Source organism: Halopseudomonas litoralis, assembly GCF_900105005.1.
Lineage (GTDB): Bacteria > Pseudomonadota > Gammaproteobacteria > Pseudomonadales > Pseudomonadaceae > Halopseudomonas > Halopseudomonas litoralis.
In genome coordinates this window covers 1,828,708-1,850,212 of record NZ_LT629748.1, presented here as the reverse complement: position 1 = coordinate 1,850,212, position 21,505 = coordinate 1,828,708, and the positions used below count along the sequence as shown (strand labels likewise).

Here is a 21,505-nt window from a genome sequence, read left to right as displayed (position 1 = left end):
TCAGTTGCTCGCCGTCTTGTGCTGACGCACGCTATGTACGACCTTGTCGTACTCGAAATACACGCTGAAGCCGGCATAGCCCCAGCGGCTGATCGGCGGTTCGCCAACCGCGCCATGACGGGTAACCGGCTCGCCATGTTGCTGCCTGACTGCACTGGTGCTGGTGCCGCGTTGCGGCAGACTGACCTGTTGGCTGGAAGCCTGCTGGCCAACAGGGATGGTCAGGGTCTCGGCTTGTACGGACGCGGCAGCAAGTAAGGTGGAGGCGAACACCAGGGGCAGAAGATGATTCATGTCGAGGTCCTTTCGTTGTTTTTCGCGGCACGGATTTCCTGTGCCTGTTTCTGAACAATATGCCGGGCCAGCAGCTGGCGCTGGGCATCATTGAGCTGTTCGAAGCTTACCTGTATCAGATACCGTCCGGAAGCGTTGTCGAGTGCACAATCGACTACTCTGGCAGGTGCGCTCAGGCCAACCGGCGTAGGCAATAGCAGGCGCAGACTGATCCAGCTACCCACCTCCAGGGCGTCACACGCCGAAAAACCCAGGCCGGCCTCGCTCAGGGTAACAGCCACCGGTGCGCCCATGTCATCGGTCATCTGCAGCGCCAGTGCGCGGCCGATCAACTCGACCCGTTTGCCGAGGATCTTCAGATAGGCAGCGAGATTGCGGTCGCGTTCGCCTACCTGACGCAACAGGTGCTGGGATTCGTGGTCCAACAGGTGCAGTTCGCCGAGCAAGCCGAAGAGTGGCGACTGTTCGGGCTGGGATGCCTGGCCGTCGGTCGGTGCATTGGCCGGGCGATAATCCAGCGCCAACTGATCCTGGATCTGGAAGTAACCAGCATGCACGTCATATGGAGTGTCTTTTTGCATGATCAGCCCCGTTTACCAAAACGGGATTCAGTGTAACATGACAGCCCGAACTGCCAGTCTTCCGGGCTTTTCCCACTAGGTAACAATTGGTATTCCATGTTCAGACCTTTGCCGTTTTTTATCGGACTGCGCTACACGCGCGCCAAACGTCGTAACCATTTCATATCCTTTATCTCTCTGATCTCCATGCTGGGTCTGACGCTCGGTGTGCTGGTGATGATCCTGGTGCTGTCGGTAATGAACGGTTTCGACCGTGAGCTGCGTACCCGCATCCTCGGCATGGTGCCGCATGCCAGCATCAATGGCTATCAACCAATCGACGATTGGCGGTCATTGGTGACCGAGCTGGAAGCGCACCCGGAGGTGGCCGCAGCGGCCCCCTTCATCCAGCTGCAGGGGATGCTGACACACAATGGCAGCGTCGCGCCGGTGTTGGTCAGCGGGGTGATTCCCGAGGCGGAGGCCGAGGTTTCCATCATTGACCAGCATATGCAGGCGGGAGCCTTGAGTGACCTGGCCGATGGCGAATTCGGCATCATCATCGGTGAGCTGATTGCCAAACGTTTCAATGTGGGGGTCGGTGACAAGCTGACCTTCGTCATGCCGGAAGCCTCGGTAACGCCGGCAGGTGTCTTCCCGCGTTTGAAACGTTTTCACGTCACCGGTGTATTCAAGGTCGGCGCTGAGCTGGACGGCTCGATGGCCATGATCCATGCCGGTGACGCTGCGCGTTTGAGCCGCTGGGAGCCGGGTCAGATGCAAGGAGTACGCTTGCGCCTGGATGACCTGTTCCGCGCGCCACAGGTGGCCTGGGAGCTGGTAGGGCAACTGCCGGGCGATTACTACGCCCAGGACTGGACGCGCAGCCACGGCAACCTGTTTGCCGCCATTCGCATGGAAAAGACCATGATCGGGCTATTGCTGCTGCTGATCGTGGCGGTGGCGGCCTTCAATATCATTTCCACGCTGGTCATGGTGGTGACGGACAAGAAAGCCGATATCGCCATTCTGCGCACCCTCGGGGCTTCGCCGGGCACCATCATGGGTATCTTCATGGTGCAGGGGTCGGTCATCGGAGTGGTCGGTACTTTGACCGGTGGCATCCTTGGTGTGCTCGCGGCGCTCAATGTGTCGGCACTGGTAGCGGGGCTGGAACGTCTGCTGGGTACCCAGTTCCTAAGCTCTGATGTGTATTTCATCAGTTATCTGCCGTCCCAGCTGATCTGGACGGATGTTGTGATCATCTGCACTGCGGCGCTGGGGATGAGCTTTCTGGCTACCCTGTACCCGGCCTGGCGTGCATCCCGTACCGAACCGGCGGAGGCCTTGCGTTATGACTGAAGTAGTACTGGAATGCCGGAAACTGAGCAAGCATTACGCGGTGGGCCCGCAACAGCTGCAGGTATTGGGTGGGATTGATCTTGTCCTGCGTGCCGGTGAGCGCATCGCCATTGTCGGCAGCTCCGGGTCGGGCAAGACCACGCTGCTGAACATGCTGGGTGGGTTGGATACGCCCAGTACCGGCGAGGTGTGGCTGGCGGGGCAGCAGATGTCCGCACTCAAGGAGGCCGAGCGCGGCCGGTTGCGTAATACCGGACTGGGGTTCGTTTATCAGTTCCATCATCTGCTGGCCGAGTTCACCGCGCTGGAGAACGTCTGTACGCCATTGCTTATCGGTTCCACACCGATAAGTGAGGCGCGTGAGCGGGGACTGGCGATGCTTGAGCGGGTTGGTTTATCAGCCCGCGCCGGGCACAAGCCGGCAGAGCTGTCTGGTGGTGAACGTCAGCGGGTGGCCATTGCCCGGGCGCTGATCAATGAGCCAGCTTGCGTACTGCTCGACGAGCCTACCGGCAACCTGGATCAGCACACGGCGCGAGGTGTCCAGCAACTGATGCTGGAGCTCAGTCAGCGGCTGAATACGGCATTTCTGGTGGTGACCCATGATCTGGCCCTGGCGGGACAGATGGATCGGGTGCTGACGCTGAATGAAGGTTGTCTGGTACAGCAACCAGCCTGACGGGCGGCAACAGACTTTAGCCAATAGACTCTAAGACTGACGACGGCGTCGCATTTTGCGACGCTGCCAGTTGCGTGCGACCCAGAAACGCCAATACAACAGAGTGCCAGCGTAGCCAATGCTGGCCAGCACTATCCCCGACAGCAGCGAGCCCAGCAGCATGGGCTGCCATATATGCTGAATCTCTGCTGCCAGCCAGGTGATCGACAACTCCATCGGCATGCTGCGTTCAGGTGTGCCCAGCAGCAGGGTGCCGATCTTGTACTGCATGAAGAATACCGGCGGCATGGTGATCGGGTTGGTGAGCCAGACCAGTCCGATCGACATCGGCAGATTCGCCCGGGCGGTCACCGCTATGCAGGCGGACAGCAGCATCTGCATCGGGATCGGCAGCATGGCAACAAACAGGCCCGTAGCCATCGCCCGGGCAACGCTGTGACGGGTAATGTGCCAGAGATTCGGATCATGAAGAATGGTCCCCATGAAGCGCAGTGACTTGCTGCGTTTGATCCGTTCCGGGCTGGGCATGTAGCGTTTGAGTAGCTGGCGCGGCATCACAGACTGATCGCGGGAAGGGTAAGTTGTAATTATGCCCCTAATATAGGTGCCCGACCACCACCGTCGTCACAAATCACAATGACAGGATATTTCTGAGCATGGATGTGCCGCTGCTGCTGACAGCACTGATAGCTGGCATGCTGTTGCCTCTGGGGCTCGGTGAATTGCCGCCTGTCTGGTTGCCCGCGCTGCTGCTGTGTCTGGCGCTGCTGCTATGTCGCCGTCGCCGCCTGCGCTGGCTGATCGTCCTGTGTGTCGGCTTGTTCTGGTCCTGTCTGTTTCACCATCATTTATTGGCGCAGCGCCTGACGCCGGCGTTGGATGGTATCCGAGTGACGGTGGTGGCGCAGGTCGACGGACTGCCGGAGGCCACTGAAACCGGCTGGCGGTTTGCCTTGGACAAGGTGCGCCTGGCGGAAAATGATCAGCCGTTGCCACCGATGCGAGTGCACTGGTTTGATGGCCAGCCGGTCAATCCCGGAGAGTCCTGGCGTTTCGAGATAACCCTGCGGCGTCCCGCTGGTATGGCCAACCCCGGCGGCTTTGATTATGAAGCCTGGCTATATGCCCAGGGCATCGGTGCGCTGGGCAGTATTCGCAGTGGCGAACGGATCAGCGAGGCGCCCCGGTTTGCCGGTTTCGCGGCGCTGCGCAGCGAAATTCGGTCGCGGGTTTCCGCGGTGCTGGAACAGCAGCCCGGCGGCGTCAGATTGATAGCGCTGGTGGTGGGGGACAAGAGCGTGCTCGCGCGCGAGGACTGGCTGGTGCTGCAGGCCACGGGAACCAGCCATCTCATGGTTATTTCAGGTTTGCATGTGGGCATGCTGGCAGCGGCGGTATTCGGACTGGTAACCCTGCTGGGACGTTTCGGATGGCTGGCCTGGCCGTGGCCGCGATCATGGTTGGCTATCGTGCTGGTGATTCCTATCGCCGGCTTGTATGCGTTGCTGGCTGGATTCGGGGTGCCGGTGCAGCGCGCATTGTTGATGATAGTGCTGGCTCTGTTGATTCGTCTGCTCTATCGCCAGCCTCGACTGTGGACTTTCTGGTTGGTGGCCTTTGCCGCAGTGGTGGCGCTCAATCCTGCTGCGCCCTTGCGGGCTGGATTCTGGTTGTCCTTTGTCGCAGTTGGCTTGTTGCTGTATGGCATGGGCGCCAGATTGGGCGCACCCTCGCTGTGGTGGCGCTGGGGCAGAGCGCAGTGGGTGGTCTTTATCGGTCTATGGCCCTGGTTGATGCTCTGGAGTATGCCGGCAAGCCTGACGGCGCCGCTGGCCAATGTAGTGGCGATTCCATGGGTCAGCCTGCTGGTGGTTCCTGCAGCATTGTTGGGTACATTACTGGAGCTGCTGCTGGATTTCCCCTGGTTGTTGAAAGCGGCGGCGGTTGCCTTGAACTGGCTGTTTGATGGGCTTGGCTGGATAGCACAGTTGCGTGACCCCGAGCGTCTCGCGGAGCCCGGATGGCCAGGTTTTCTGCTTGGCCTGGCGGGTATTGCCGCACTGTTGAGCCCGGTAGCGCGCATACTCTGGCTGCCCGCCACGCTGTGTCTTCTGGCTTTGCTGCTGCCGGCTCAGCAGCGTCCGCCGCCCGGTCAGCTCTGGGTCACGGTGCTGGACGTGGGGCAGGGGTTGTCGGTGCTGCTGCAAACCGAGAATCATGATCTCCTGTACGACACCGGAGCCCGGTTCAGCAGTGGCTTCGATCTGGGTGAGGCGGTTGTACATCCGGCGTTGATGGCGCTGGGCGTGCGCAAGCTGGATACGCTGCTGCTCAGCCATGCTGATAATGATCACGCTGGAGGCGCGCCTTTCGTGGCAGCCCATTTGCCGGTGGCGCGGGTCTTGGCGGGACAACATGCCGATATCGAACCGGTGCTGCAGGCGCAGCCCTGCATGCCCGGCGACCACTGGCAGTGGGACGGCGTCCGCTTCGAGGTGTTGTACAGCCCGCCGCCACCTGCGCCGCCCAATGAGCAGTCCTGCGTGCTGCGGGTGATTGTCGGCAACAGCGCGGTGCTGCTGCCCGGTGATCTGGGTATCCGCGGCGAGTATCAGATGCTCGACAGGCCATTGACCGCTGATCTGTTGCTGGCGCCTCACCATGGCAGTCGGAGTTCGTCATCCTACGCCTTCATCCGAGCGGTGAATCCGCGCTGGGTGGTGTTCAGCGCGGGGCGGCACAGCCAGTATGGCCATCCACACCCCCTGGTTGTGGAACGATACCGCGAACTGGAAGCCGAACCGGTTTATACTGCCACCGCCGGAGCGATACGCTTTGTCCTGGACGACACAGGGAAGACCCGCCGGGAATGGTCCTGGCGAGAGCGTGCACGACGCTTCTGGCATGAAGATCAAGCTGCGTCCCCAGGTGGCTGAACAGGCACGGGGTGCATGCTAGAGTAGATAAATTTTGGAGGGAACGCCTGTGTGGGAACTGATCAGTGCCGGTGGTTGGCTGATGTTGCCGATCGTATTGTCATCCGTTGTAGCTGTAGCCATCGTTTTTGAACGCCTGTGGGCGCTGCGCAGCAGTCGCGTTGCTCCGGCCAATCTGCTGGGGCAGGTCTGGCGCTGGGTCAAGGAAGGTCAGCTCGATGCGAGCCGATTGAAGTCGCTGCGCGCCGACTCGCCGCTGGGCGAGATCCTGGCTGCCGGTCTGTCCAATACCCGGCATGGTCGGGAGATCATGAAGGAAAGCATTCAGGAGGCCGCAACCAAGGTCATCCATGAGCTTGAGCGCTACCTAAATACCCTGGGTACCATCGCCGCCATCACCCCGCTGCTCGGTCTGTTGGGCACGGTGATCGGCATGATTGACGTGTTCACCGCCGTGATGGTGCAAGGTACCGGTAACACGGCTGTTCTGGCCGGTGGTATCTCCAAGGCGCTGATCACCACCGCTGCCGGCTTGACCGTCGCGATTCCGGCCCTGTTCTTCCATCGTTTCTTTGTCCGCCGGGTCGATGAGCTGGTGGTCGCCATGGAGCAGGAAGCTACCAAGTTGGTGGAGGTTGTGCAGGGCAATCGGGATGCGGAGCCAAATGGCAACGGTTCTGCAACGCGTGCGGCAACCCAGCGGCCTGCCAGCACGGCCAAAGGGAACTGAGCCATGAACTTTCGACGTACCCACCGGGAGGAGGTCAGCGTTAACCTGACACCGCTGATCGATGTGGTGTTCCTGTTGCTGATCTTTTTCATGGTCTCTACTACCTTTACCCGCGAAACCCAGCTGAAACTCGACCTGCCGGAATCGGCTTCCGGCGATCCGGTGGAAAATCGCACGCTGGAACAGATCGAAGTACTCATCTCGGCTGCGGGAGAGGTCATGATCAATGGCAAGGCCTTGATCAACCCCGGGCTCGATACCCTGCAGACCGCACTCCAGCGTGAGTCTGGTGGTGACAAGGCGTTACCCGTGGTGATTACCGCCGATGCCAAGACGCCGCACCAGTCGGTTATCACCGTGATGGATGCCGCCGGCCAACAGGGCTTCAGCCGTCTGCGCCTGACCACCAACGCGCTGGAAGCGCAGGGGCAGTGAAGCGCTTCTCGCTGGAAAACTTCATGCTGCGCTCCTGGTACGGAAAGCGCAGCTGGCTGGTACTGCTGCGCCCGCTATCGCAGCTGTACCAGCGGGTCGCGCTGAACCGTCGACAGCGCTATCTGGACAATCCCGAAGCGAGTTGGCAACCGCCAGTGCCGCTGATTGTGGTGGGCAATATCACCCTCGGTGGTACGGGCAAGACGCCCATGGTGATCTGGTTGGTCGAGCACCTGCGTGCCCGCGGCTTGCGGGTAGGCGTCATCAGTCGTGGCTATGGTGCGCAACCGCCCTCGTTGCCGTGGCGTATTCAGCCTGCTGAGGACGGGCCGGAACAGGTTGGTGACGAGCCGCTATTGATCGCTGGCCGCTGCCAGGTGCCGGTGATAATCGACCCGGATCGGGCGCGGGCAGGGCGGCATTTGCTGGAGCACGCCGAGGTTGACGTGATCATCAGCGATGACGGCCTGCAGCACTATCGCATGGGTCGCACGCTGGAACTGGTCATGCTTGACCATGCACGCGGGCTGGGCAATGCCCGCTGTCTGCCGGAAGGCCCGCTGCGCGAACCGGCCTCCCGCTTGGACTCGGTGGATCTGGTAGTGCGCAACGGTGCTGAGGTGGATACTGCTGGTGCCTTCGCCATGCAGCTGCAGGCGACGGAACTGGTTAATCTGAAAACCGGACAAAGGATCAAGCCGGCCGAGTGGAAGTCTCATCCCGGAGTCCAAGCGGTCGCCGGCATCGGCAACCCTCAGCGCTTCTGCAAAACGCTGGAGAATCTGGCCCTGGTGCCGACACTGCACGCCTTCGCCGATCATGCCCGTTACAATGCTGAGAGTTTTGCCGAATTCGATCATGGCGAACCGCTGATCATGACCGAAAAGGACGCGGTAAAATGCGTGAGCTTTGCGCGGGAGCACTGGTGGTTTCTGCGTGTCGACGCGCAACTGAGTGCCGCTTTTGCTGCGGCATTGCATGAAAGACTGGACAGCCATTTGCCGTCCAGCCGGAATATTTCCCCCTGACCGGAGTCTGACGATGGATCCCAAACTGCTCGATATCCTGGCCTGCCCGCTATGCAAGGGCCCGCTGGTACAGAATCAGGACAAGACTGAACTGTGGTGCCGCGCCGACGGCCTGGCATTCCCGGTGCGTGACGGTATTCCCGTCATGCTGGAGACCGAGGCGCGCGCGCTGGACGCCGATGAGAGGCTGGATCACTGATCATGTTTCACGTCATCATACCTGCCCGTTACGCCTCCACTCGCCTGCCCGGAAAACCGCTGCAGGATATCGCCGGCAAGCCGATGATCCGTCATGTCTGGGAGCAGGCCGGCAAGAGTTCGGCAGCTTCCGTGACGGTAGCGACGGACGATCCGCGCATCGTCGAGGTCTGTCGTGAGTTCGGGGCGGATGTCGTCCTGACCCGTGCTGATCACCCCTCCGGCACCGACCGGCTGCAGGAGGTGGTAACTCAACTGGGCCTGGATGCCGATGCCCATGTGGTGAATGTCCAGGGTGATGAGCCGCTGATCCCTCCCGCGCTCATTGACCAGGTCGCGGGCAATCTGCGAGCCTTCCCGGCGGCGAGCATTGCTACCCTGGCCGAGCCGCTGGAGGACATCGAGACGCTGTTCAATGCCAACGCGGTCAAGGTCGTCACTGATCAGCAGGGTTTTGCACTGTATTTCAGTCGCGCGCCCATGCCCTGGTGTCGAGATGATTTTGCCGATGGTCGCCCGGCCACGTTGCCACAGGGAATCCCTTTCCGCCGGCATATCGGTTTATATGCCTACAAGGTGGATTTTCTGCACGATTATGTGACGTGGCCGGCGAGCCCGCTGGAGACCGCTGAGTCGCTGGAGCAGTTGCGCGCATTATGGTTCGGTTGTCGTATCCATGTCGCCGACGCCTGCGAGGTGCCTCCGGCTGGGGTAGATACCGCCGAGGACCTGCAGCGGGTGCGCCAACTACTGGCCTCGCGCTGATGTTACCGGAGATCATTTCCCGGGCCGATTTGCGCGAGCTCAATAGCTTCGGGATCAGCGAGCAGGCCGAGCGATTGGTGCTGGTCGAAGATGATTCCCAGCTGCGTCACGCATTGGACATGGCAAGACAGCACGATTGGCCGGTGACCCTGTTGGGTGGTGGCAGCAATATGGTGCTGGCCGGCCCTCTGCCTGGCTTGGTAATCGCTATGCGCAGTCGCGGGCGCCGGGTGTTGGCCCGCCGTCCGGGCAGTGTGGTCATCGAAGGTGAGGCCGGGGAGAACTGGCACCAGTGGGTCTGCTGGAGTCTGGATCATGGCTTCCATGGCCTGGAAAACCTGTCCCTGATTCCAGGCACCCTTGGTGCCGCCCCGGTACAGAATATCGGTGCCTACGGCGTTGAGTTGTGCGATGTGTTCGATAGCCTCGATGCGTTGGATCGTACTACCGGGGAGGTCCAGCAGTTCGAGCGCAAGGCCTGCCGGTTTGCCTACCGCGACAGTGTATTCAAGCAGCATCCAGGCCGCTTCGTCATACTACGGGTGCGCCTGCGGTTGAGTACCCAGCCGATACCGAGACTGGATTACGCTCCCTTGGCGGCGGCTTGGAAAAGCACGGGATTGCAGCGGCCTGACAGTCGGGTGATCAGTCAGCTGGTCTGCCAGGTTCGTCGCTCGAAACTGCCTGACCCGGCAGAGCTGGGTAATGCCGGGAGTTTCTTCAAGAATCCCCTGGTAACCGCAGAGTGTGCAGCGGCTCTGCTCGAACGCTGGCCCGAGCTGCCGCATTACCCGCAACCTGACGGCAGCGTGAAGCTCGCAGCCGGCTGGCTCATAGAGCAAGCTGGGTGGAAGGGGCATTGTCAGGGGCATGTAGGCGTGCATCGGCAGCAGGCACTGGTGTTGGTCAACTACGGCGGCGCCCGGGGGATGGAGGTCATGGCGCTGGCCGCTGATATCCAGCAGGATGTGCTGAGCCGGTTTGGTGTCGAGCTGGAGATGGAGCCGCTGCTGGTAGGTGGTTGATACAGGCAGGTTCGGGGCTTAAGCCGGCAGTACGGTATAGCTGATGTGAATAAAAAAGGGGATGCCAATGGCATCCCCTTTTTGTTGCTGCGCTGAAAATCAGCTCTTAGGTGTTTCAGAGTGATTGTCGCCCTTTTCCGGCGCTTCCTGCTGCTCCGGCGTGCTGGTTGCCGGATGTTCTGGAACCTCGGCTACGTCGGTATCGGGGAGGGCGACGTCCGCTGCGGCCTCATCCGATGTGCTCGCCGGTGCTGGCTGCTCATTGGTGCCGGGCTTGGCTTCCTCGACCTGCTCGATGACTTCCTGTGCTTCGGCCATGGCTTCGCTCACCGGCTCGGCGGGCTGCTGCGCTGGGGCTTCGGCTGCAGGCTCGGCGCTGGTTTCAGCGGCTGCTGTTGGCGCTTCGCTCTTGGCGTCTGCTTCAGCCTGCTGCTCAGCCAGGCGCTTGGCTTCCATGCGGCGTTTGCGGATCTCACGTGGATCGTTGAACGCGCGACCGCTTTCAGTGAGTGCAGGAATCTGCTGCTCGGTTGCCTGCGGCGCTGGAGCGGGCTTCTGCTGTTCCTGCTGTTCCTGCTTCGGCTCCTGCGGCTGTTCCTGAGCCTCGACCGGAGCTTGTGGTTCCGCAGCGACCGGCGCTGGTTCAGCTTCCGGTGTCTGAGCTACAGGCGCTTCGGTGACCACTGTGGTCTCTTCGGCTACTGGGGCAGGCTCCGGTTCGGCGGCAACAGGCGCGGCGGGCTGTTCGGCAACCTGCGGTTCCGGTGCTGCTTCCGGCGTCGGCTCAGCTGCAGCGGTTTCCGGCTCGGGCTGAACCTGGTTGCCGGCATCGTCGCGCTGGGACTGCTGGGTGAAGGCTTCTACCGCATTTTCAATCGACTGCTCGATGTCGGAGACTGCCTGAGTCAGGCCTGCCTCGACGGGTTGCCGGATATCTTCCGGAGCCTCGACAGGTGCTTCGGCAGGTGTCTGGGCAACAGCTGGGGCTGCTGCTTCGACAGCAGGCTCATTGATCATCTCTGCCGGCTCATGACCTTCACTGGCGGCGACGGCCTCAGTAACGGCAATCGCAGCGGAAACCGGCACAACTACCTCGGCGCTTGCGGCCGTTTTCTGCTCATCACCGGTCGAGGTGCCAGCAGTGTCGTTGCTGGACGCGTCGGTGGTGGTTGCATTGGCTGCATTGTCACCGTTGTTCTCGTCCTGAGTGGAACGGCTGCGACGGTTGTTGCGACGACGCTGGCTATTGCGCGAGCGACGCTTAGGGCGATCGCCCTCGGCAGTGTTCTCGCTATCAGCCTGGTCATTGGTCTGGCCGGCAGGCAGCTCCTCATCCTTCACCGCAGTCCGTTCGGCTTGGGGCTGGGGACGACGCTCTTCGCGGCTTTGCTCCTGCGCAGTCGAGGTGGCGTGTTGTTCGGTGCTCTCGGTGCTGGTAGCAGCATTGGCACTGGGGCTGCGGCGACGACGACGGCTGGCGCCTTCTGTCGGTTTGCTGGCAGTCTGTGCGGGCGCTTCGGTGCTGGCTACCGCGTCGCTGGTCTTGCGCTCGGTACGCTGGGGCTTGTCGTTGCGCTCGCTAGTGGACTCGCCACTGCGTGCGCTATTGCGTGCGCCGCCACGTGTATCGCTGCGTCCGTCGCGGTCGGGCCGCGGCCGGCGGTTCCGGTTGCTGCGACGCTCATTGTTGCGGCTGTCATCCCCGGCGGGTTTCCGGTTGGCCTGGGGAGCAGGCTGCTCGGTTTTCTCGGGTTGGCTGTCGTCGCTGGCAAAGATGCCGACCAACGATTTGATCAGACTCTTGATCAGGCCCGGCTGGGATTCCTGGATGGCCTTGTTCGCTGCGGCAACCGGAGCGGGGGCAGGAGCCGGGGTTGGAGCGGGGCGCGAATGGGCAGGTGTCTTAACGGCCGCTTCCTGGCGCACGATGGCGCGGGTCTGGCTGACTTGCACCGGCTCTTCATGCTCAGCTTCGGTGCTGCTCATGCTGTAGCTGGACTCGCCGTTGAGCACGGCTTCCTGGTCGTCGCGCAGGCGCTGGACCTCGAAATGCGGTGTGTCCATGTGGGCGTTAGGCAGTACCAGCAGGCGCACCTTGGTGCGGGCTTCGGTTTTCGCCAGAACGTCGCGCTTCTCGTTGAGCAGGAAGGTGGCGATGGAAACCGGCACGTGAGCACGAACTTCTGCGGTACGGTCTTTCAGCGCTTCTTCTTCGATCAAACGCAGCACCGACAGGGACAGGGACTCGACGTCACGGATGGTGCCGCGGCCGTTGCAGCGGGGGCAGACGATACCGCTGGTTTCGCCAAGCGATGGGCGCAGACGCTGGCGAGACATTTCCAGCAGGCCGAAGCGGGAGATACGACCCACCTGAACGCGGGCACGGTCGGCTTCGAGGCTTTCACGCACGCGCTCTTCAACGGCGCGCTGATTCTTCGCGGGGGTCATGTCGATGAAGTCGATGACGATCAGGCCGCCGATATCACGCAGGCGCAACTGGCGGGCGATCTCTTCGGCCGCTTCCAGGTTCGTCTGCAGTGCGGTTTCCTCGATGTCACTACCCTTGGTGGCACGTGCCGAGTTGATATCGATGGATACCAGCGCTTCGGTATGGTCGATGACGATCGAGCCGCCGGAAGGCAGCTTAACTTCGCGATCAAAGGCGGTTTCGATCTGGCTTTCAATCTGGAAGCGATTGAACAGCGGCACAGGATCTTCGTAGAGTTTGACCTTGCTCGCATACTGCGGCATGACCTGACTGATGAAGTTGAGTGCTTCTTCCTTGACGGTCTCACTGTCGATCAGCACTTCGCCGATATCCTGGCGCAGGTAATCGCGGATGGCGCGAATGATGACGTTGCTTTCCTGGTAGATCAGGAATGCACCGCTACGCTCGGCAGAGGCGGTCTTGATTGCTTCCCACAGCTGCAGCAGATAATCCAGATCCCATTGCATTTCCTCTGCGCTGCGGCCGAGACCGGCGGTCCGGACAATCATGCCCATGTCGGCGGGAACGTTGAGGCTGTTGAGGGCTTCGCGCAATTCGTTGCGCTCTTCACCTTCGATGCGGCGGGAAATGCCACCTGCTCTGGGGTTGTTGGGCATCAATACCAGGTAACGACCGGCCAGGCTGATGAAGGTGGTCAGCGCTGCGCCTTTGTTGCCGCGCTCTTCCTTGTCGACCTGGACGATGACTTCCTGGCCTTCCTTGAGCACTTCCTTGATGTTGACGCGGCCTTCGGGCTGCTTGGTGAAGTACTCGCGGGAGATTTCCTTCAGCGGCAGAAAGCCGTGGCGTTCGGAGCCGAAGTCGACGAAGGCGGCTTCCAGGCTGGCTTCTACACGGGTGATACGACCCTTGTAGATGTTCGATTTTTTCTGTTCCCGTGCGCCGGATTCAATATCCAGGTCGTAGAGTTTCTGGCCATCTACCAGTGCAACGCGCAACTCTTCTGGCTGAGTTGCGTTGATCAGCATTCTTTTCATGAAGTACCGTTGTGTTTCCAATGCTTTCCGGAACACGAGTACGGCACCTGATTCTTCCGTTAGGTGTCAGGCGTGTTTCTGCTTGGGCCAACCTTGCCCTTGTTCAGAATTCAAAATTGCCGTGCCGTCGGGCAACAGCAGTTCAGTCTGTTATGGCGAGTACAGAGAAACTTAACTTTTAGGGAGGAATCAGCCGGACTGGGGACGGGGACACACATAATTGCAAGTGTCAGCGCTCGTCACATCATCCTGAAGCTGTGCATCTCCACCTAATCACTTGCCCATCTGAATCGGTGCCGCTCGTCGTCTTCCGGGGGAGCGGGTTGATATTCTGCCGGCCTGTGGCCTGCAGCGTGTTTTATCGAGGTTCGCCGGCGGTGCTTTTCCTGCCTGGCGAAGGCTCTACATCAATGTTTCTGGGAGTGCCGGCAATCGCTTCGACTGCTTCTGTTCTCCAGCTGCCTTTTGCGCAGCTCGTCGGACTATAGCAGTATTAATCAAGTGCTTCAATTGCATGAAAAAATGTATCATGCGCCGATGAAAATCGAACAATCCGTTATCTCCGCTACCGTGCAGACCGACCTGATCACAGAAGACCAGGCCGGTCAGCGAATCGACAATTATTTGCTGACCCGCCTCAAGGGGGCGCCGCGTACGCTCATCTATCGCATTCTGCGCAAGGGTGAGGTGCGTGTGAACAAGGGGCGCATCAAGCCTGAATATCGCTTGCAGGCGGGCGACAGTATCCGTATTCCGCCTGTGCGTCTGCCGCAGCCAGATGAGCCGGCACTGGTAGGTCAGGGCATTCTCAATGCGCTGGAAAGCAGTATCCTCTACGAAGACAAGGGACTGATTGTGGTCAACAAGCCGGCCGGCCTGGCTGTGCATGGTGGCAGCGGGCTGAATTTCGGGGTTATCGAGGCAATGCGCCAGTTGCGCCCCGACTCCCAGCAGCTGGAGTTGGTGCATCGGTTGGACCGGGATACCTCCGGGTGTCTGATGATCGCCAAGAAGCGCAGCATGTTGCGCCATCTGCATGCGGAGTTGCGGGGCGATGGAGCGGGCAAGGGTGTCACCAAATGTTATCTGGCGCTGGTACGCGGGCGCTGGCCGGCGACGGTAAAGAAGGTGCATGCACCGCTGCTGAAAAACAATCTGCGCTCCGGCGAGCGCATGGTCGAGGTCAATCCGGAGGGCAAGGAGTCGCTGACCGAATTTCGCGTTGTGCAGCGCTTCGGCGACTTTGCGACGCTGGTAGAGGCGCGTCCGATCACCGGGCGAACCCATCAGATCAGGGTCCATGCCCGTCATGCAGGTCATCCGATAGCTGGCGACCCCAAATACGGGGATGATGAGTTTTCCAGAATCATTCGAGAAAAAGGCGGTAAGCGGTTGTTTTTGCATGCGGTATCCCTCGAGTCTTCCTTGCCGGAAGGGGGGCGGTTGCAGGTCGCTGCCGAGCCTGGCGAAGTCTGGGATCGCACGCTGCGCCAGCTGGATAAGGACTGATATGAATACCCTGATTTTTGATTGGGACGGCACCTTGGCCAACTCCATCGATAATATTGTCTTCGCCATGCAGCGTGCCGCGGTGGATGTCGACCTGCCCGTGCGCTCCGCGCGTGAGGTGCGCGATATCATTGGCCTGGCATTGCCGGATGCCGTTACGGTGCTCTATCCGGATATCCTCGACCCGCTTCTGTCGGGCCGGCTGATCGAGGCCTACGCTGATAACTATCTGGCGCTGGAGCGTGATCCTTCGCCGCTCTTCGATGGTGTAGGAGTGGCTCTGGAGGCTTTGCGCGCCCGCGGATTCCATCTGGCGGTCGCAACGGGCAAGGCGCGTCGGGGGCTGGATCGCATGCTGGCCTCGCATGGCCTGGAAGATTATTTCGATATTACTCGCTGCGCTGACGAAACCGCCGGCAAGCCGCATCCGATGATGATCGAGGAGATTCTCGCTGAGCTGGGGGTAACGCCTGCTGACACCTGCATGGTTGGCGATAGCGAGTTTGATATTCGTATGGGGCACAATGCGGGTGTGTGCCCGGTGGCGGTTACCTACGGAGCGATGACCCATGCGCAGCTGCTGCGTTGCCGTCCGGTGCATTGTGTCGATTCGTTCGATGAATTTCACGGCTGGGCCTTGCCCCGGTTCAGATCCAGTCAATTAGCGGGAGCATAATGGATGCAGCAGGATAAATGGACTGAGGCGCCTATGGTTGAGCGCAGCGAGATCAAGGCGCAAAAGGAAGACAGAAAGGCCTGGGAGTTGTTGGAGAAAACCCTGCTGGCATCGGTACAGGAGCAGCGGCGTTCGCGACGGTGGGGGATTTTTTTCAAGAGTCTGACGTTTCTCTACCTGCTCGGCATGCTGTTCATGTTCTCGCCTTTTGCCGGCCTGGACAGCGGCGCGGCCACCGGCAAGCCGCATACTGCATTGATCGAGGTGCGCGGGACCATTGCCGACAAGCAGGAGGCCAGTGCAGATAATCTGGTCACCAGTTTGCGTCGCGCCTTCAAGGATGAGCAGACCCGTGGGGTGGTGCTGCGCATCAATAGTCCGGGGGGTAGTCCGGTACAGTCAGGCTACGTTTACGACGAGATTCAACGGTTGCGCGCCTTGCATCCGGACATCAAGGTCTACGCGGTGATCGCTGATATCGGTGCCTCGGGTGCCTATTATATAGCTGCCGCAGCTGATGAGATTTATGCCGACAAGGCCAGTTTGGTCGGTTCCATTGGCGTGACTGCAGCTGGCTTCGGGTTTGTCGAGACGCTGGACAAGCTGGGTGTTGAGCGGCGCACCTACACTGCCGGCGAGCACAAGGCCTTTCTCGATCCCTTCCAGCCGGAGCGCCAGGATGAGCGCGAGTTCTGGCAGACCGTGTTGCAGACTACCCATCAGCAATTCATTGATCAGGTCAGAAAGGGCCGGGGCGATCGGCTGCAGGAGCATCCGGATATGTTCAGCGGGCTGGTGTGGTCGGGAGAGCAGGCGCTGGAGTTGGGGCTGATCGATGGTTTATCCAGTGCCTCGGCAGTGGCGCGGGATATTGTCGGCACCGAAGAGCTGGTCGACTTTACCCACCGCGAGTCGCCATTCCAGCGCTTCTCACGCCAGTTGGGCACCAGTATCGGTAATACCCTGGCCACTCATCTGGGGCTGACGGCGCCGACACTGCAATAAAAGCCTGCGCACACCTGTTTCCGACGGGCCGAAGCCTGTCGTCGAGCGGATGCTCGACCACCCGAGGTGTTTTAGGGGAGTTGCAGACCTTCATTGCGCAGCATCTCGCATAGCCTGATCAGCGGTAGTCCGATCAAGCTGTTCGGGTCGTCGCCTTGCAGGGCGCGGAACAGTGATATGCCCAATCCCTCTGCCTTGAAGCTGCCGGCGCAGTCATAGGGCTTCTCGCGCTCCAGGTAGCGCTCGATGCTGGCGTCATCCAGCTCGCGGAAGCTGACGCTGAAGGGCTCGCTGGTCAGTTGATACTGGCCGGTGGCACTGTTGAGCAGGCACAGGGAGGTGGTGAATTGTACGTTGCGGCCGCTGCAGCGCCTGAGTTGATCCCGTGCGCTGGCATGGTCGCCTGGCTTGCTGACCGGCTGGCCATCGAGTAGCAGTACCTGGTCCGACCCTATGATGAGGTGGCTGGTGAAGCGATCTGCCAGGGCGCGCGCTTTGTCCAGCGCCAGGCGCAGCGTGAGTTGCGTCGGTGTTTCGCCGACTCGCGGTGTTTCGTCCACATCGGGTGCAGCGTGTTGAAAAGGCAGGCCGAGGCGCTCGATCAGGGCGCGTCGATAGGGAGAGCTGGAGGCGAGAACCAGATTGCTCATCTTGTGGTCCTTGGGTAGGAAATGGGGTTATTCTAGCCTCATCCGTCCCGGCGGTGCCGAGACTGTGGTTTATTCATCAAATAGTTTTGACAGCAGCCCCCGTGGTGCCTAGAATTGCGCGCTTATGTCTGACCCCATACCTGCACACATAGAGCCACGTCGGCTGGTTGACCGTGAAATCGTTCTGAAAGGGACTGTGCCCACCGCCAACATGCCCCGTCTCAGCGCCTTGCTTGACGCTCCTGCCGGAGATGTTCAGGTGGAGCTCGCATTCGTGCGGGACGAGCAGGGAATCAACACCATGCACGGGCATTACCAGGTCGAGGTTGCGCAGATTTGTCAGCGTTGTCTTGATCAGGTCGTACTGACGCTGGATACCGATTGTGATGTGGGTTTTGTAACGAGTGACGAGGCGGCGAAAAATCTGCCCCGCCATTATGAACCGGTTATTGTGGATGACGAGGCACTCGATCTGCACGCGCTGATCGAAGATGAACTGCTGCTGGCATTGCCAGCAGTGCCGATGCATCCGATGCAAACATGTCAGCACCCGCCAGGCTACCAGCCTGATACGGCGGAGCCTGAGGAAGAAGCTGAAAAGCCCAACCCCTTCAGTGTGTTGGCCAAGTTGAAACGTGATACCTGAAGCTTAGGAGCTTAAAGTCATGGCTGTACAGCAGAACAAAAAGTCTCGTTCCGCACGTGGTATGCGTCGTTCGCACGACGCACTGACCTCGGCGGCTCTGTCCGTAGATCAAACTACCGGCGAGACTCACCTTCGTCACCACGTGTCCCCGGACGGCTTCTATCGTGGCCGCCAGGTGGTCAACAAGGACAACGACGAATAAGTCTTGTCCACGTCAGTCCGTTTAGCGATTGATGTGATGGGCGGGGACTTCGGTCCCCGTTGCATTATTCCCGCCGTCGCCCGCTGCCTTCAGCAGATTCCCGGGTTGAGCGTCGTGCTGGTTGGTTCGCCCGAGCCCATGACCAGTCTCTGTCAGAAGCACCGCCTTCCTGGCGACCGTATCAGCTTTGTTCACACTTCCGAAACCATTCTCGCCAACGACCTACCTGCCAGTGTGCTGCGCAATAAGCGCGATGCCTCCATGCGTGTGGCTATCGAGCAGGTGCGTGACGGTGTGGCGGATGGCTGCCTGAGTGCCGGCAATACCGGTGCGCTCATGGTCCTGTCGAAAACCCTGCTGGGTACGGTGGACGGGATTCAGCGTCCAGCGATCATGGCCGCTTTGCCGGTAGCCGGAAAATTCTGCCATGTGCTGGATCTCGGAGCGAATGTGGATTGCTCGGCACGGCAGTTGTTCGAGTTTGCCGTGATGGGCTCGGAAGCGGTGGCCGAGCTGACCGATATTCAGCAGCCGCGGGTTGGATTGCTGAATATCGGCGGCGAAATCAACAAGGGGTCGTTGCGGGTGCGCGAGGTCTCGGAATTGCTGCGTGACAGCCGAACACTGAACTACATTGGCCATATAGAAGGTCATGAGTTGTTTCAGGATCGTGCCGATGTGGTGGTCTGCGATGGCTTCGTCGGCAACGTGTTGCTCAAGGCCAGTGAAGGATTGGCAAGTTATATGCAAGCCGAGTTGGGGCGTGCGCTGTCGGGCAACTTCATATTGCGCCTGTTGGGTCCTCTGCTACGGCGGGCGCTGAAGCCGATGGGCGAGCGCCTTGATCCCGACCGCTACAATGGCGCTGTTCTGCTCGGCCTGCAAGGCGTAGTGGTCAAAAGCCACGGCAACGCGGACCAGTATGCGTTGGAGGTTGCCATCGCGCAGGCTGTGCGGGCCTGTCAATCAGATATGCCGCAACGTATCGCCGAGCGGTTGGTGCGTTGTCGTAGCGACTTGTTGTGACCTGTGTGACCATGTGGTCATCCTAAGACGAATTGTTTCCATCAATAAATAAATGAGGAAGGTTGCATGACTCAAACCCTCGCTTTCGTATTTCCCGGACAAGGGTCGCAGGCTGTCGGCATGCTGGCCGGTCTGGCCGAGCAGCACAGCCTGATTGGCGACACCTTTGTCGAGGCCGCTGATGCGCTGGGCTACGACCTGTGGCAACTTTGCCTGAACGGTCCGGAGGCCGAGCTGAACCGGACCGACCGTACCCAGCCGGCGATACTGGCGGCCTCCATTGCATTGTGGCGCCTGTGGTTGGCCCATAGTGATGCGCGTCCGGCGTATGTTGCCGGTCACAGCCTGGGCGAGTATTCCGCGCTGGTCGCCGCCGGTGTCATCGGCTTTGCTGATGCGCTGCGTCTGGTTGAGCGTCGTGGTCAGTTGATGCAGCAGGCGGTGGCGGAAGGTGAGGGTGGCATGGCGGCCATTCTCGGGCTGGCTGATGAGCAGATTATCCAGCTATGCAGTGAGGCGGCGCAGGGTGAGGTGGTCAGTGCGGTTAACTTCAACGCGCCGGGCCAGGTCGTTATTGCTGGTCAGGCGGCCGCGGTGCAGCGTGCGACCGAAGCCTGCAAGAATGCCGGTGCCAAGCGCGCGATCGCGCTCCCCGTCAGTGTGCCGTCGCATTGTGCATTGATGAGGCCGGCGGCCGAGCAGTTGGCGCAGGACTTTTCCCAGCTGAGCTGGCAGCAGCCGGATATCACCCTGGTGCAGAACGTAACGGCCCGACCGGCAGCGGATCTCGACGCGCTGCGCCAGCAGTTGGTTGAGCAGTTGTACAGCCCCGTTCGCTGGGTGGAGAGCATTGAATACATCGCTGGCCAGGGCGTCACCGACCTGGTCGAATGCGGACCCGGCAAGGTGTTGTCGGGCCTGAACAAGCGCTGCGCCAAGGGCGTCGCCACTCACAATCTGGACACTGCGGACGGCTTTGCTGCCGCGGCTGCCCGGTTTGCCCAAGGAGTTTGATATGAGTCTGGAAGGAAAAGTAGCGCTGGTTACCGGCGCCAGTCGGGGGATCGGTCAGGCCATCGCCCATGCTCTGGCAGCCCAGGGCGCTATCGTCATCGGTACCGCTACCAGTGAATCCGGTGCACAATCCATTGCCGAGAAACTGACTGCGGCGGGTTATCAAGGTACTGGCATGAAGCTGGATGTGCGTGACCCGGCATCGGTTTCCGAGGTGCTTGAGCGCATTGCTGCGGATTTCGCTGCGCCAGCCATCTTGGTCAATAATGCCGGTATCACCGCTGATAATCTGCTTATGCGGATGAAAGATGATGAGTGGGATGATGTGATCAGCACCAACCTGGGCTCGGTTTACCGTCTGTCCAAGGCGGTATTGCGCGGCATGACCAAAGCCCGTTGGGGGCGTATCATCTGCATCAGTTCCGTTGTCGCCGGTATGGGCAATGGGGGACAATCCAACTATGCTGCAGCCAAGGCGGGCATGGAGGGTTTTGCGCGTGCACTGGCCCGTGAGGTCGGTTCGCGGGGTATCACCGTGAATGCGGTGGCGCCTGGATTCATTGATACGGACATGACGCGTGCCCTGAACGACAATCAGCGTTCAGTCATGCTTGAGCAGATTCCATTGGGGCGTCTCGGCCAGGCCGAGGAAATTGCCGCAGTGGTAGCGTTTCTTGCCGGTGAGCCGGCTGGATACATTACCGGAGCAACTATTCCGGTCAATGGCGGTATGTTCATGGGATAAACCATCATCCGCCTGCGGGTGAATGATGGATCTATCTGGTGGAAATCCGGCCCGACGCAGAGCGTTCGGACCGGGCCATTTTGACACAGAAGCATTTCCAGCTTGAAATCTCGGGAATTCTTTCTATAAACTACCCGCAGTCCGGCTTATCGGAACTGCAAAATCAGGAGTGAGAACAAGGTATGAGTACCATCGAAGAACGCGTCAAGAAAATCGTTGCCGAGCAGCTCGGCGTCAAAGAAGATGAAGTAACCAACAGTGCTTCCTTTGTTGAAGATCTTGGCGCTGACTCCCTTGACACCGTTGAGCTGGTGATGGCCCTCGAAGAAGAATTCGAGACCGAAATTCCGGATGAAGAAGCCGAGAAGATCACCACCGTGCAGGAAGCAATCAACTACGTGAACTCCGCTCAGAAGTAATCACGCAGTCTGTTTGCAGATCAAAAAGGCCGCAGTCCTGGTATCAGAGCTGCGGTCTTTTTGTTTGTGCTCGCTTTATAGAATACTTCTGTAATAACTGGTGACTGGCGGGTGA

The 21,505-nt window shown here is 60.1% G+C and carries 23 protein-coding genes; 18 read left to right on the top strand and 5 right to left on the bottom strand.

The window, feature by feature from the left end; all coding sequences use genetic code 11:
• Entirely contained in the window at positions 1 to 294 is a 294-nt protein-coding gene (locus tag BLU11_RS08975) for a hypothetical protein (protein WP_090273020.1), read from the bottom strand.
• The gene (locus BLU11_RS08970; RefSeq protein ID WP_090273019.1) at positions 291 to 875 is read right to left on the bottom strand and encodes a PilZ domain-containing protein; all 585 of its coding nucleotides are present in this window, start codon (positions 873 to 875) and stop codon (positions 291 to 293) included. Before BLU11_RS08970 ends, BLU11_RS08975 begins: the two co-directional genes overlap by 4 nt.
• 96 nt (positions 876 to 971) lie before the next feature.
• Here BLU11_RS08970 and BLU11_RS08965 point away from each other — a divergent pair, with 96 nt between their 5' ends.
• Both BLU11_RS08965 and lolD read left to right on the top strand, forming a co-directional pair.
• Entirely contained in the window at positions 972 to 2,216 is a 1,245-nt protein-coding gene (locus tag BLU11_RS08965) for a lipoprotein-releasing ABC transporter permease subunit (RefSeq protein ID WP_090273018.1), read from the top strand.
• Positions 2,209 to 2,895 carry a lipoprotein-releasing ABC transporter ATP-binding protein LolD gene (lolD, locus tag BLU11_RS08960; RefSeq protein WP_090273017.1) on the top strand — a complete coding sequence of 229 codons (687 nt, stop codon included), beginning with the start codon at positions 2,209 to 2,211 and terminating at the stop codon, positions 2,893 to 2,895. The genes BLU11_RS08965 and lolD overlap by 8 nt, the downstream gene beginning before the upstream one ends.
• A gap of 30 nt (positions 2,896 to 2,925) precedes the next feature.
• Here the strand turns inward: lolD and BLU11_RS08955 are convergent, their stop codons facing one another.
• Positions 2,926 to 3,450 (bottom strand): DUF2062 domain-containing protein, encoded by a 525-nt coding sequence (locus BLU11_RS08955; protein WP_090273016.1) that lies wholly within the window; start codon positions 3,448 to 3,450, stop codon positions 2,926 to 2,928.
• A 101-nt stretch (positions 3,451 to 3,551) separates the two neighbouring features.
• Between BLU11_RS08955 and BLU11_RS08950 the strand changes: the two genes are divergently transcribed.
• The 7 genes from BLU11_RS08950 to murB are packed head-to-tail and all read left to right on the top strand — an operon-like array spanning position 3,552 to position 10,012.
• Positions 3,552 to 5,831 carry a DNA internalization-related competence protein ComEC/Rec2 gene (locus BLU11_RS08950; protein ID WP_090273015.1) on the top strand — a complete coding sequence of 760 codons (2,280 nt, stop codon included), beginning with the start codon at positions 3,552 to 3,554 and terminating at the stop codon, positions 5,829 to 5,831.
• Between the two features lie 49 nt (positions 5,832 to 5,880).
• Positions 5,881 to 6,561: a MotA/TolQ/ExbB proton channel family protein gene (locus tag BLU11_RS08945; RefSeq protein ID WP_090273014.1), complete on the top strand. Its 681-nt coding sequence runs from the start codon at positions 5,881 to 5,883 to the stop codon at positions 6,559 to 6,561.
• Positions 6,562 to 6,564: 3 nt separating this feature from the next.
• Entirely contained in the window at positions 6,565 to 6,996 is a 432-nt protein-coding gene (locus BLU11_RS08940) for an ExbD/TolR family protein (protein WP_090273013.1), read from the top strand.
• A 23-nt stretch (positions 6,997 to 7,019) separates the two neighbouring features.
• Positions 7,020 to 8,024 (top strand): tetraacyldisaccharide 4'-kinase, encoded by a 1,005-nt coding sequence (gene lpxK, locus BLU11_RS08935; RefSeq protein WP_090276372.1) that lies wholly within the window; start codon positions 7,020 to 7,022, stop codon positions 8,022 to 8,024.
• A gap of 13 nt (positions 8,025 to 8,037) precedes the next feature.
• A complete protein-coding gene (locus BLU11_RS08930) occupies positions 8,038 to 8,223 on the top strand; it encodes a Trm112 family protein (protein ID WP_090273012.1) in 186 nt (61 codons plus the stop codon).
• Positions 8,224 to 8,225: 2 nt separating this feature from the next.
• Complete coding sequence (gene kdsB, locus BLU11_RS08925; RefSeq protein ID WP_090273011.1) at positions 8,226 to 8,987, top strand: 3-deoxy-manno-octulosonate cytidylyltransferase; 762 nt, start codon at positions 8,226 to 8,228, stop codon at positions 8,985 to 8,987.
• Positions 8,987 to 10,012, top strand: coding sequence for a UDP-N-acetylmuramate dehydrogenase (gene murB / locus BLU11_RS08920; RefSeq protein WP_090273010.1), 1,026 nt, complete (start codon positions 8,987 to 8,989; stop codon positions 10,010 to 10,012). Before kdsB ends, murB begins: the two co-directional genes overlap by 1 nt.
• A gap of 99 nt (positions 10,013 to 10,111) precedes the next feature.
• On the opposite strand, the gene rne is transcribed toward murB, so the two are convergent.
• The gene (gene rne, locus BLU11_RS08915; RefSeq protein WP_090273009.1) at positions 10,112 to 13,498 is read right to left on the bottom strand and encodes a ribonuclease E; all 3,387 of its coding nucleotides are present in this window, start codon (positions 13,496 to 13,498) and stop codon (positions 10,112 to 10,114) included.
• 537 nt (positions 13,499 to 14,035) lie between these two features.
• Between rne and rluC the strand changes: the two genes are divergently transcribed.
• Genes rluC through sppA form a run of 3 tightly spaced genes read left to right on the top strand, consistent with a single transcriptional unit; the run spans position 14,036 to position 16,688 of the window.
• Positions 14,036 to 15,007 carry a 23S rRNA pseudouridine(955/2504/2580) synthase RluC gene (gene rluC, locus BLU11_RS08910; RefSeq protein ID WP_090276366.1) on the top strand — a complete coding sequence of 324 codons (972 nt, stop codon included), beginning with the start codon at positions 14,036 to 14,038 and terminating at the stop codon, positions 15,005 to 15,007.
• 1 nt (position 15,008) lies between these two features.
• Positions 15,009 to 15,683, top strand: coding sequence for an HAD-IA family hydrolase (locus BLU11_RS08905; protein ID WP_090273008.1), 675 nt, complete (start codon positions 15,009 to 15,011; stop codon positions 15,681 to 15,683).
• A 3-nt stretch (positions 15,684 to 15,686) separates the two neighbouring features.
• Complete coding sequence (gene sppA, locus BLU11_RS08900) at positions 15,687 to 16,688, top strand: signal peptide peptidase SppA (protein ID WP_090273007.1); 1,002 nt, start codon at positions 15,687 to 15,689, stop codon at positions 16,686 to 16,688.
• A gap of 71 nt (positions 16,689 to 16,759) precedes the next feature.
• On the opposite strand, the gene BLU11_RS08895 is transcribed toward sppA, so the two are convergent.
• On the bottom strand, positions 16,760 to 17,338 hold the full coding sequence (locus BLU11_RS08895) for a Maf family protein (protein WP_090273006.1): 579 nt from the start codon (positions 17,336 to 17,338) through the stop codon (positions 16,760 to 16,762).
• A gap of 124 nt (positions 17,339 to 17,462) precedes the next feature.
• Between BLU11_RS08895 and BLU11_RS08890 the strand changes: the two genes are divergently transcribed.
• The 6 genes from BLU11_RS08890 to acpP all read left to right on the top strand — a co-directional run bounded on the left by BLU11_RS08890 (position 17,463) and on the right by acpP (position 21,390).
• Positions 17,463 to 17,984 (top strand): YceD family protein, encoded by a 522-nt coding sequence (locus BLU11_RS08890; RefSeq protein WP_090273005.1) that lies wholly within the window; start codon positions 17,463 to 17,465, stop codon positions 17,982 to 17,984.
• A gap of 19 nt (positions 17,985 to 18,003) precedes the next feature.
• Positions 18,004 to 18,186 carry a 50S ribosomal protein L32 gene (rpmF, locus tag BLU11_RS08885; RefSeq protein WP_074778555.1) on the top strand — a complete coding sequence of 61 codons (183 nt, stop codon included), beginning with the start codon at positions 18,004 to 18,006 and terminating at the stop codon, positions 18,184 to 18,186.
• Positions 18,187 to 18,189: 3 nt separating this feature from the next.
• Positions 18,190 to 19,212 carry a phosphate acyltransferase PlsX gene (plsX, locus tag BLU11_RS08880; protein ID WP_090273004.1) on the top strand — a complete coding sequence of 341 codons (1,023 nt, stop codon included), beginning with the start codon at positions 18,190 to 18,192 and terminating at the stop codon, positions 19,210 to 19,212.
• 66 nt (positions 19,213 to 19,278) lie between these two features.
• Entirely contained in the window at positions 19,279 to 20,226 is a 948-nt protein-coding gene (gene fabD, locus BLU11_RS08875; protein WP_090273003.1) for an ACP S-malonyltransferase, read from the top strand.
• Between the two features lies 1 nt (position 20,227).
• Positions 20,228 to 20,971, top strand: coding sequence for a 3-oxoacyl-ACP reductase FabG (gene fabG / locus BLU11_RS08870; protein ID WP_090273002.1), 744 nt, complete (start codon positions 20,228 to 20,230; stop codon positions 20,969 to 20,971).
• Between the two features lie 182 nt (positions 20,972 to 21,153).
• Positions 21,154 to 21,390, top strand: coding sequence for an acyl carrier protein (acpP, locus tag BLU11_RS08865; RefSeq protein WP_090273001.1), 237 nt, complete (start codon positions 21,154 to 21,156; stop codon positions 21,388 to 21,390).
• The last annotated feature ends 115 nt before the right edge of the window (positions 21,391 to 21,505 follow it).

What these genes read in the sequence shown, in the direction of transcription:
- BLU11_RS08895 (WP_090273006.1), bottom strand. Translation starts at nt 17,338, where the DNA reads ATGAGCAATCTGGTTCTCGCCTCCAGCTCTCCCTATCGACGCGCCCTG.
- rne (WP_090273009.1), bottom strand. Translation starts at nt 13,498, where the DNA reads ATGAAAAGAATGCTGATCAACGCAACTCAGCCAGAAGAGTTGCGCGTT.
- BLU11_RS08930 (WP_090273012.1), top strand. Translation starts at nt 8,038, where the DNA reads ATGGATCCCAAACTGCTCGATATCCTGGCCTGCCCGCTATGCAAGGGC.
- lpxK (WP_090276372.1), top strand. Translation starts at nt 7,020, where the DNA reads ATGCTGCGCTCCTGGTACGGAAAGCGCAGCTGGCTGGTACTGCTGCGC.
- BLU11_RS08950 (WP_090273015.1), top strand. Translation starts at nt 3,552, where the DNA reads ATGGATGTGCCGCTGCTGCTGACAGCACTGATAGCTGGCATGCTGTTG.
- acpP (WP_090273001.1), top strand. Translation starts at nt 21,154, where the DNA reads ATGAGTACCATCGAAGAACGCGTCAAGAAAATCGTTGCCGAGCAGCTC.
- rluC (WP_090276366.1), top strand. Translation starts at nt 14,036, where the DNA reads ATGAAAATCGAACAATCCGTTATCTCCGCTACCGTGCAGACCGACCTG.
- kdsB (WP_090273011.1), top strand. Translation starts at nt 8,226, where the DNA reads ATGTTTCACGTCATCATACCTGCCCGTTACGCCTCCACTCGCCTGCCC.
- rpmF (WP_074778555.1), top strand. Translation starts at nt 18,004, where the DNA reads ATGGCTGTACAGCAGAACAAAAAGTCTCGTTCCGCACGTGGTATGCGT.
- BLU11_RS08975 (WP_090273020.1), bottom strand. Translation starts at nt 294, where the DNA reads ATGAATCATCTTCTGCCCCTGGTGTTCGCCTCCACCTTACTTGCTGCC.
- BLU11_RS08955 (WP_090273016.1), bottom strand. Translation starts at nt 3,450, where the DNA reads ATGCCGCGCCAGCTACTCAAACGCTACATGCCCAGCCCGGAACGGATC.
- BLU11_RS08970 (WP_090273019.1), bottom strand. Translation starts at nt 875, where the DNA reads ATGCAAAAAGACACTCCATATGACGTGCATGCTGGTTACTTCCAGATC.
- BLU11_RS08940 (WP_090273013.1), top strand. Translation starts at nt 6,565, where the DNA reads ATGAACTTTCGACGTACCCACCGGGAGGAGGTCAGCGTTAACCTGACA.
- fabG (WP_090273002.1), top strand. Translation starts at nt 20,228, where the DNA reads ATGAGTCTGGAAGGAAAAGTAGCGCTGGTTACCGGCGCCAGTCGGGGG.
- fabD (WP_090273003.1), top strand. Translation starts at nt 19,279, where the DNA reads ATGACTCAAACCCTCGCTTTCGTATTTCCCGGACAAGGGTCGCAGGCT.
- BLU11_RS08905 (WP_090273008.1), top strand. Translation starts at nt 15,009, where the DNA reads ATGAATACCCTGATTTTTGATTGGGACGGCACCTTGGCCAACTCCATC.
- BLU11_RS08890 (WP_090273005.1), top strand. Translation starts at nt 17,463, where the DNA reads ATGTCTGACCCCATACCTGCACACATAGAGCCACGTCGGCTGGTTGAC.
- BLU11_RS08965 (WP_090273018.1), top strand. Translation starts at nt 972, where the DNA reads ATGTTCAGACCTTTGCCGTTTTTTATCGGACTGCGCTACACGCGCGCC.
- lolD (WP_090273017.1), top strand. Translation starts at nt 2,209, where the DNA reads ATGACTGAAGTAGTACTGGAATGCCGGAAACTGAGCAAGCATTACGCG.
- sppA (WP_090273007.1), top strand. Translation starts at nt 15,687, where the DNA reads ATGCAGCAGGATAAATGGACTGAGGCGCCTATGGTTGAGCGCAGCGAG.
- murB (WP_090273010.1), top strand. Translation starts at nt 8,987, where the DNA reads ATGTTACCGGAGATCATTTCCCGGGCCGATTTGCGCGAGCTCAATAGC.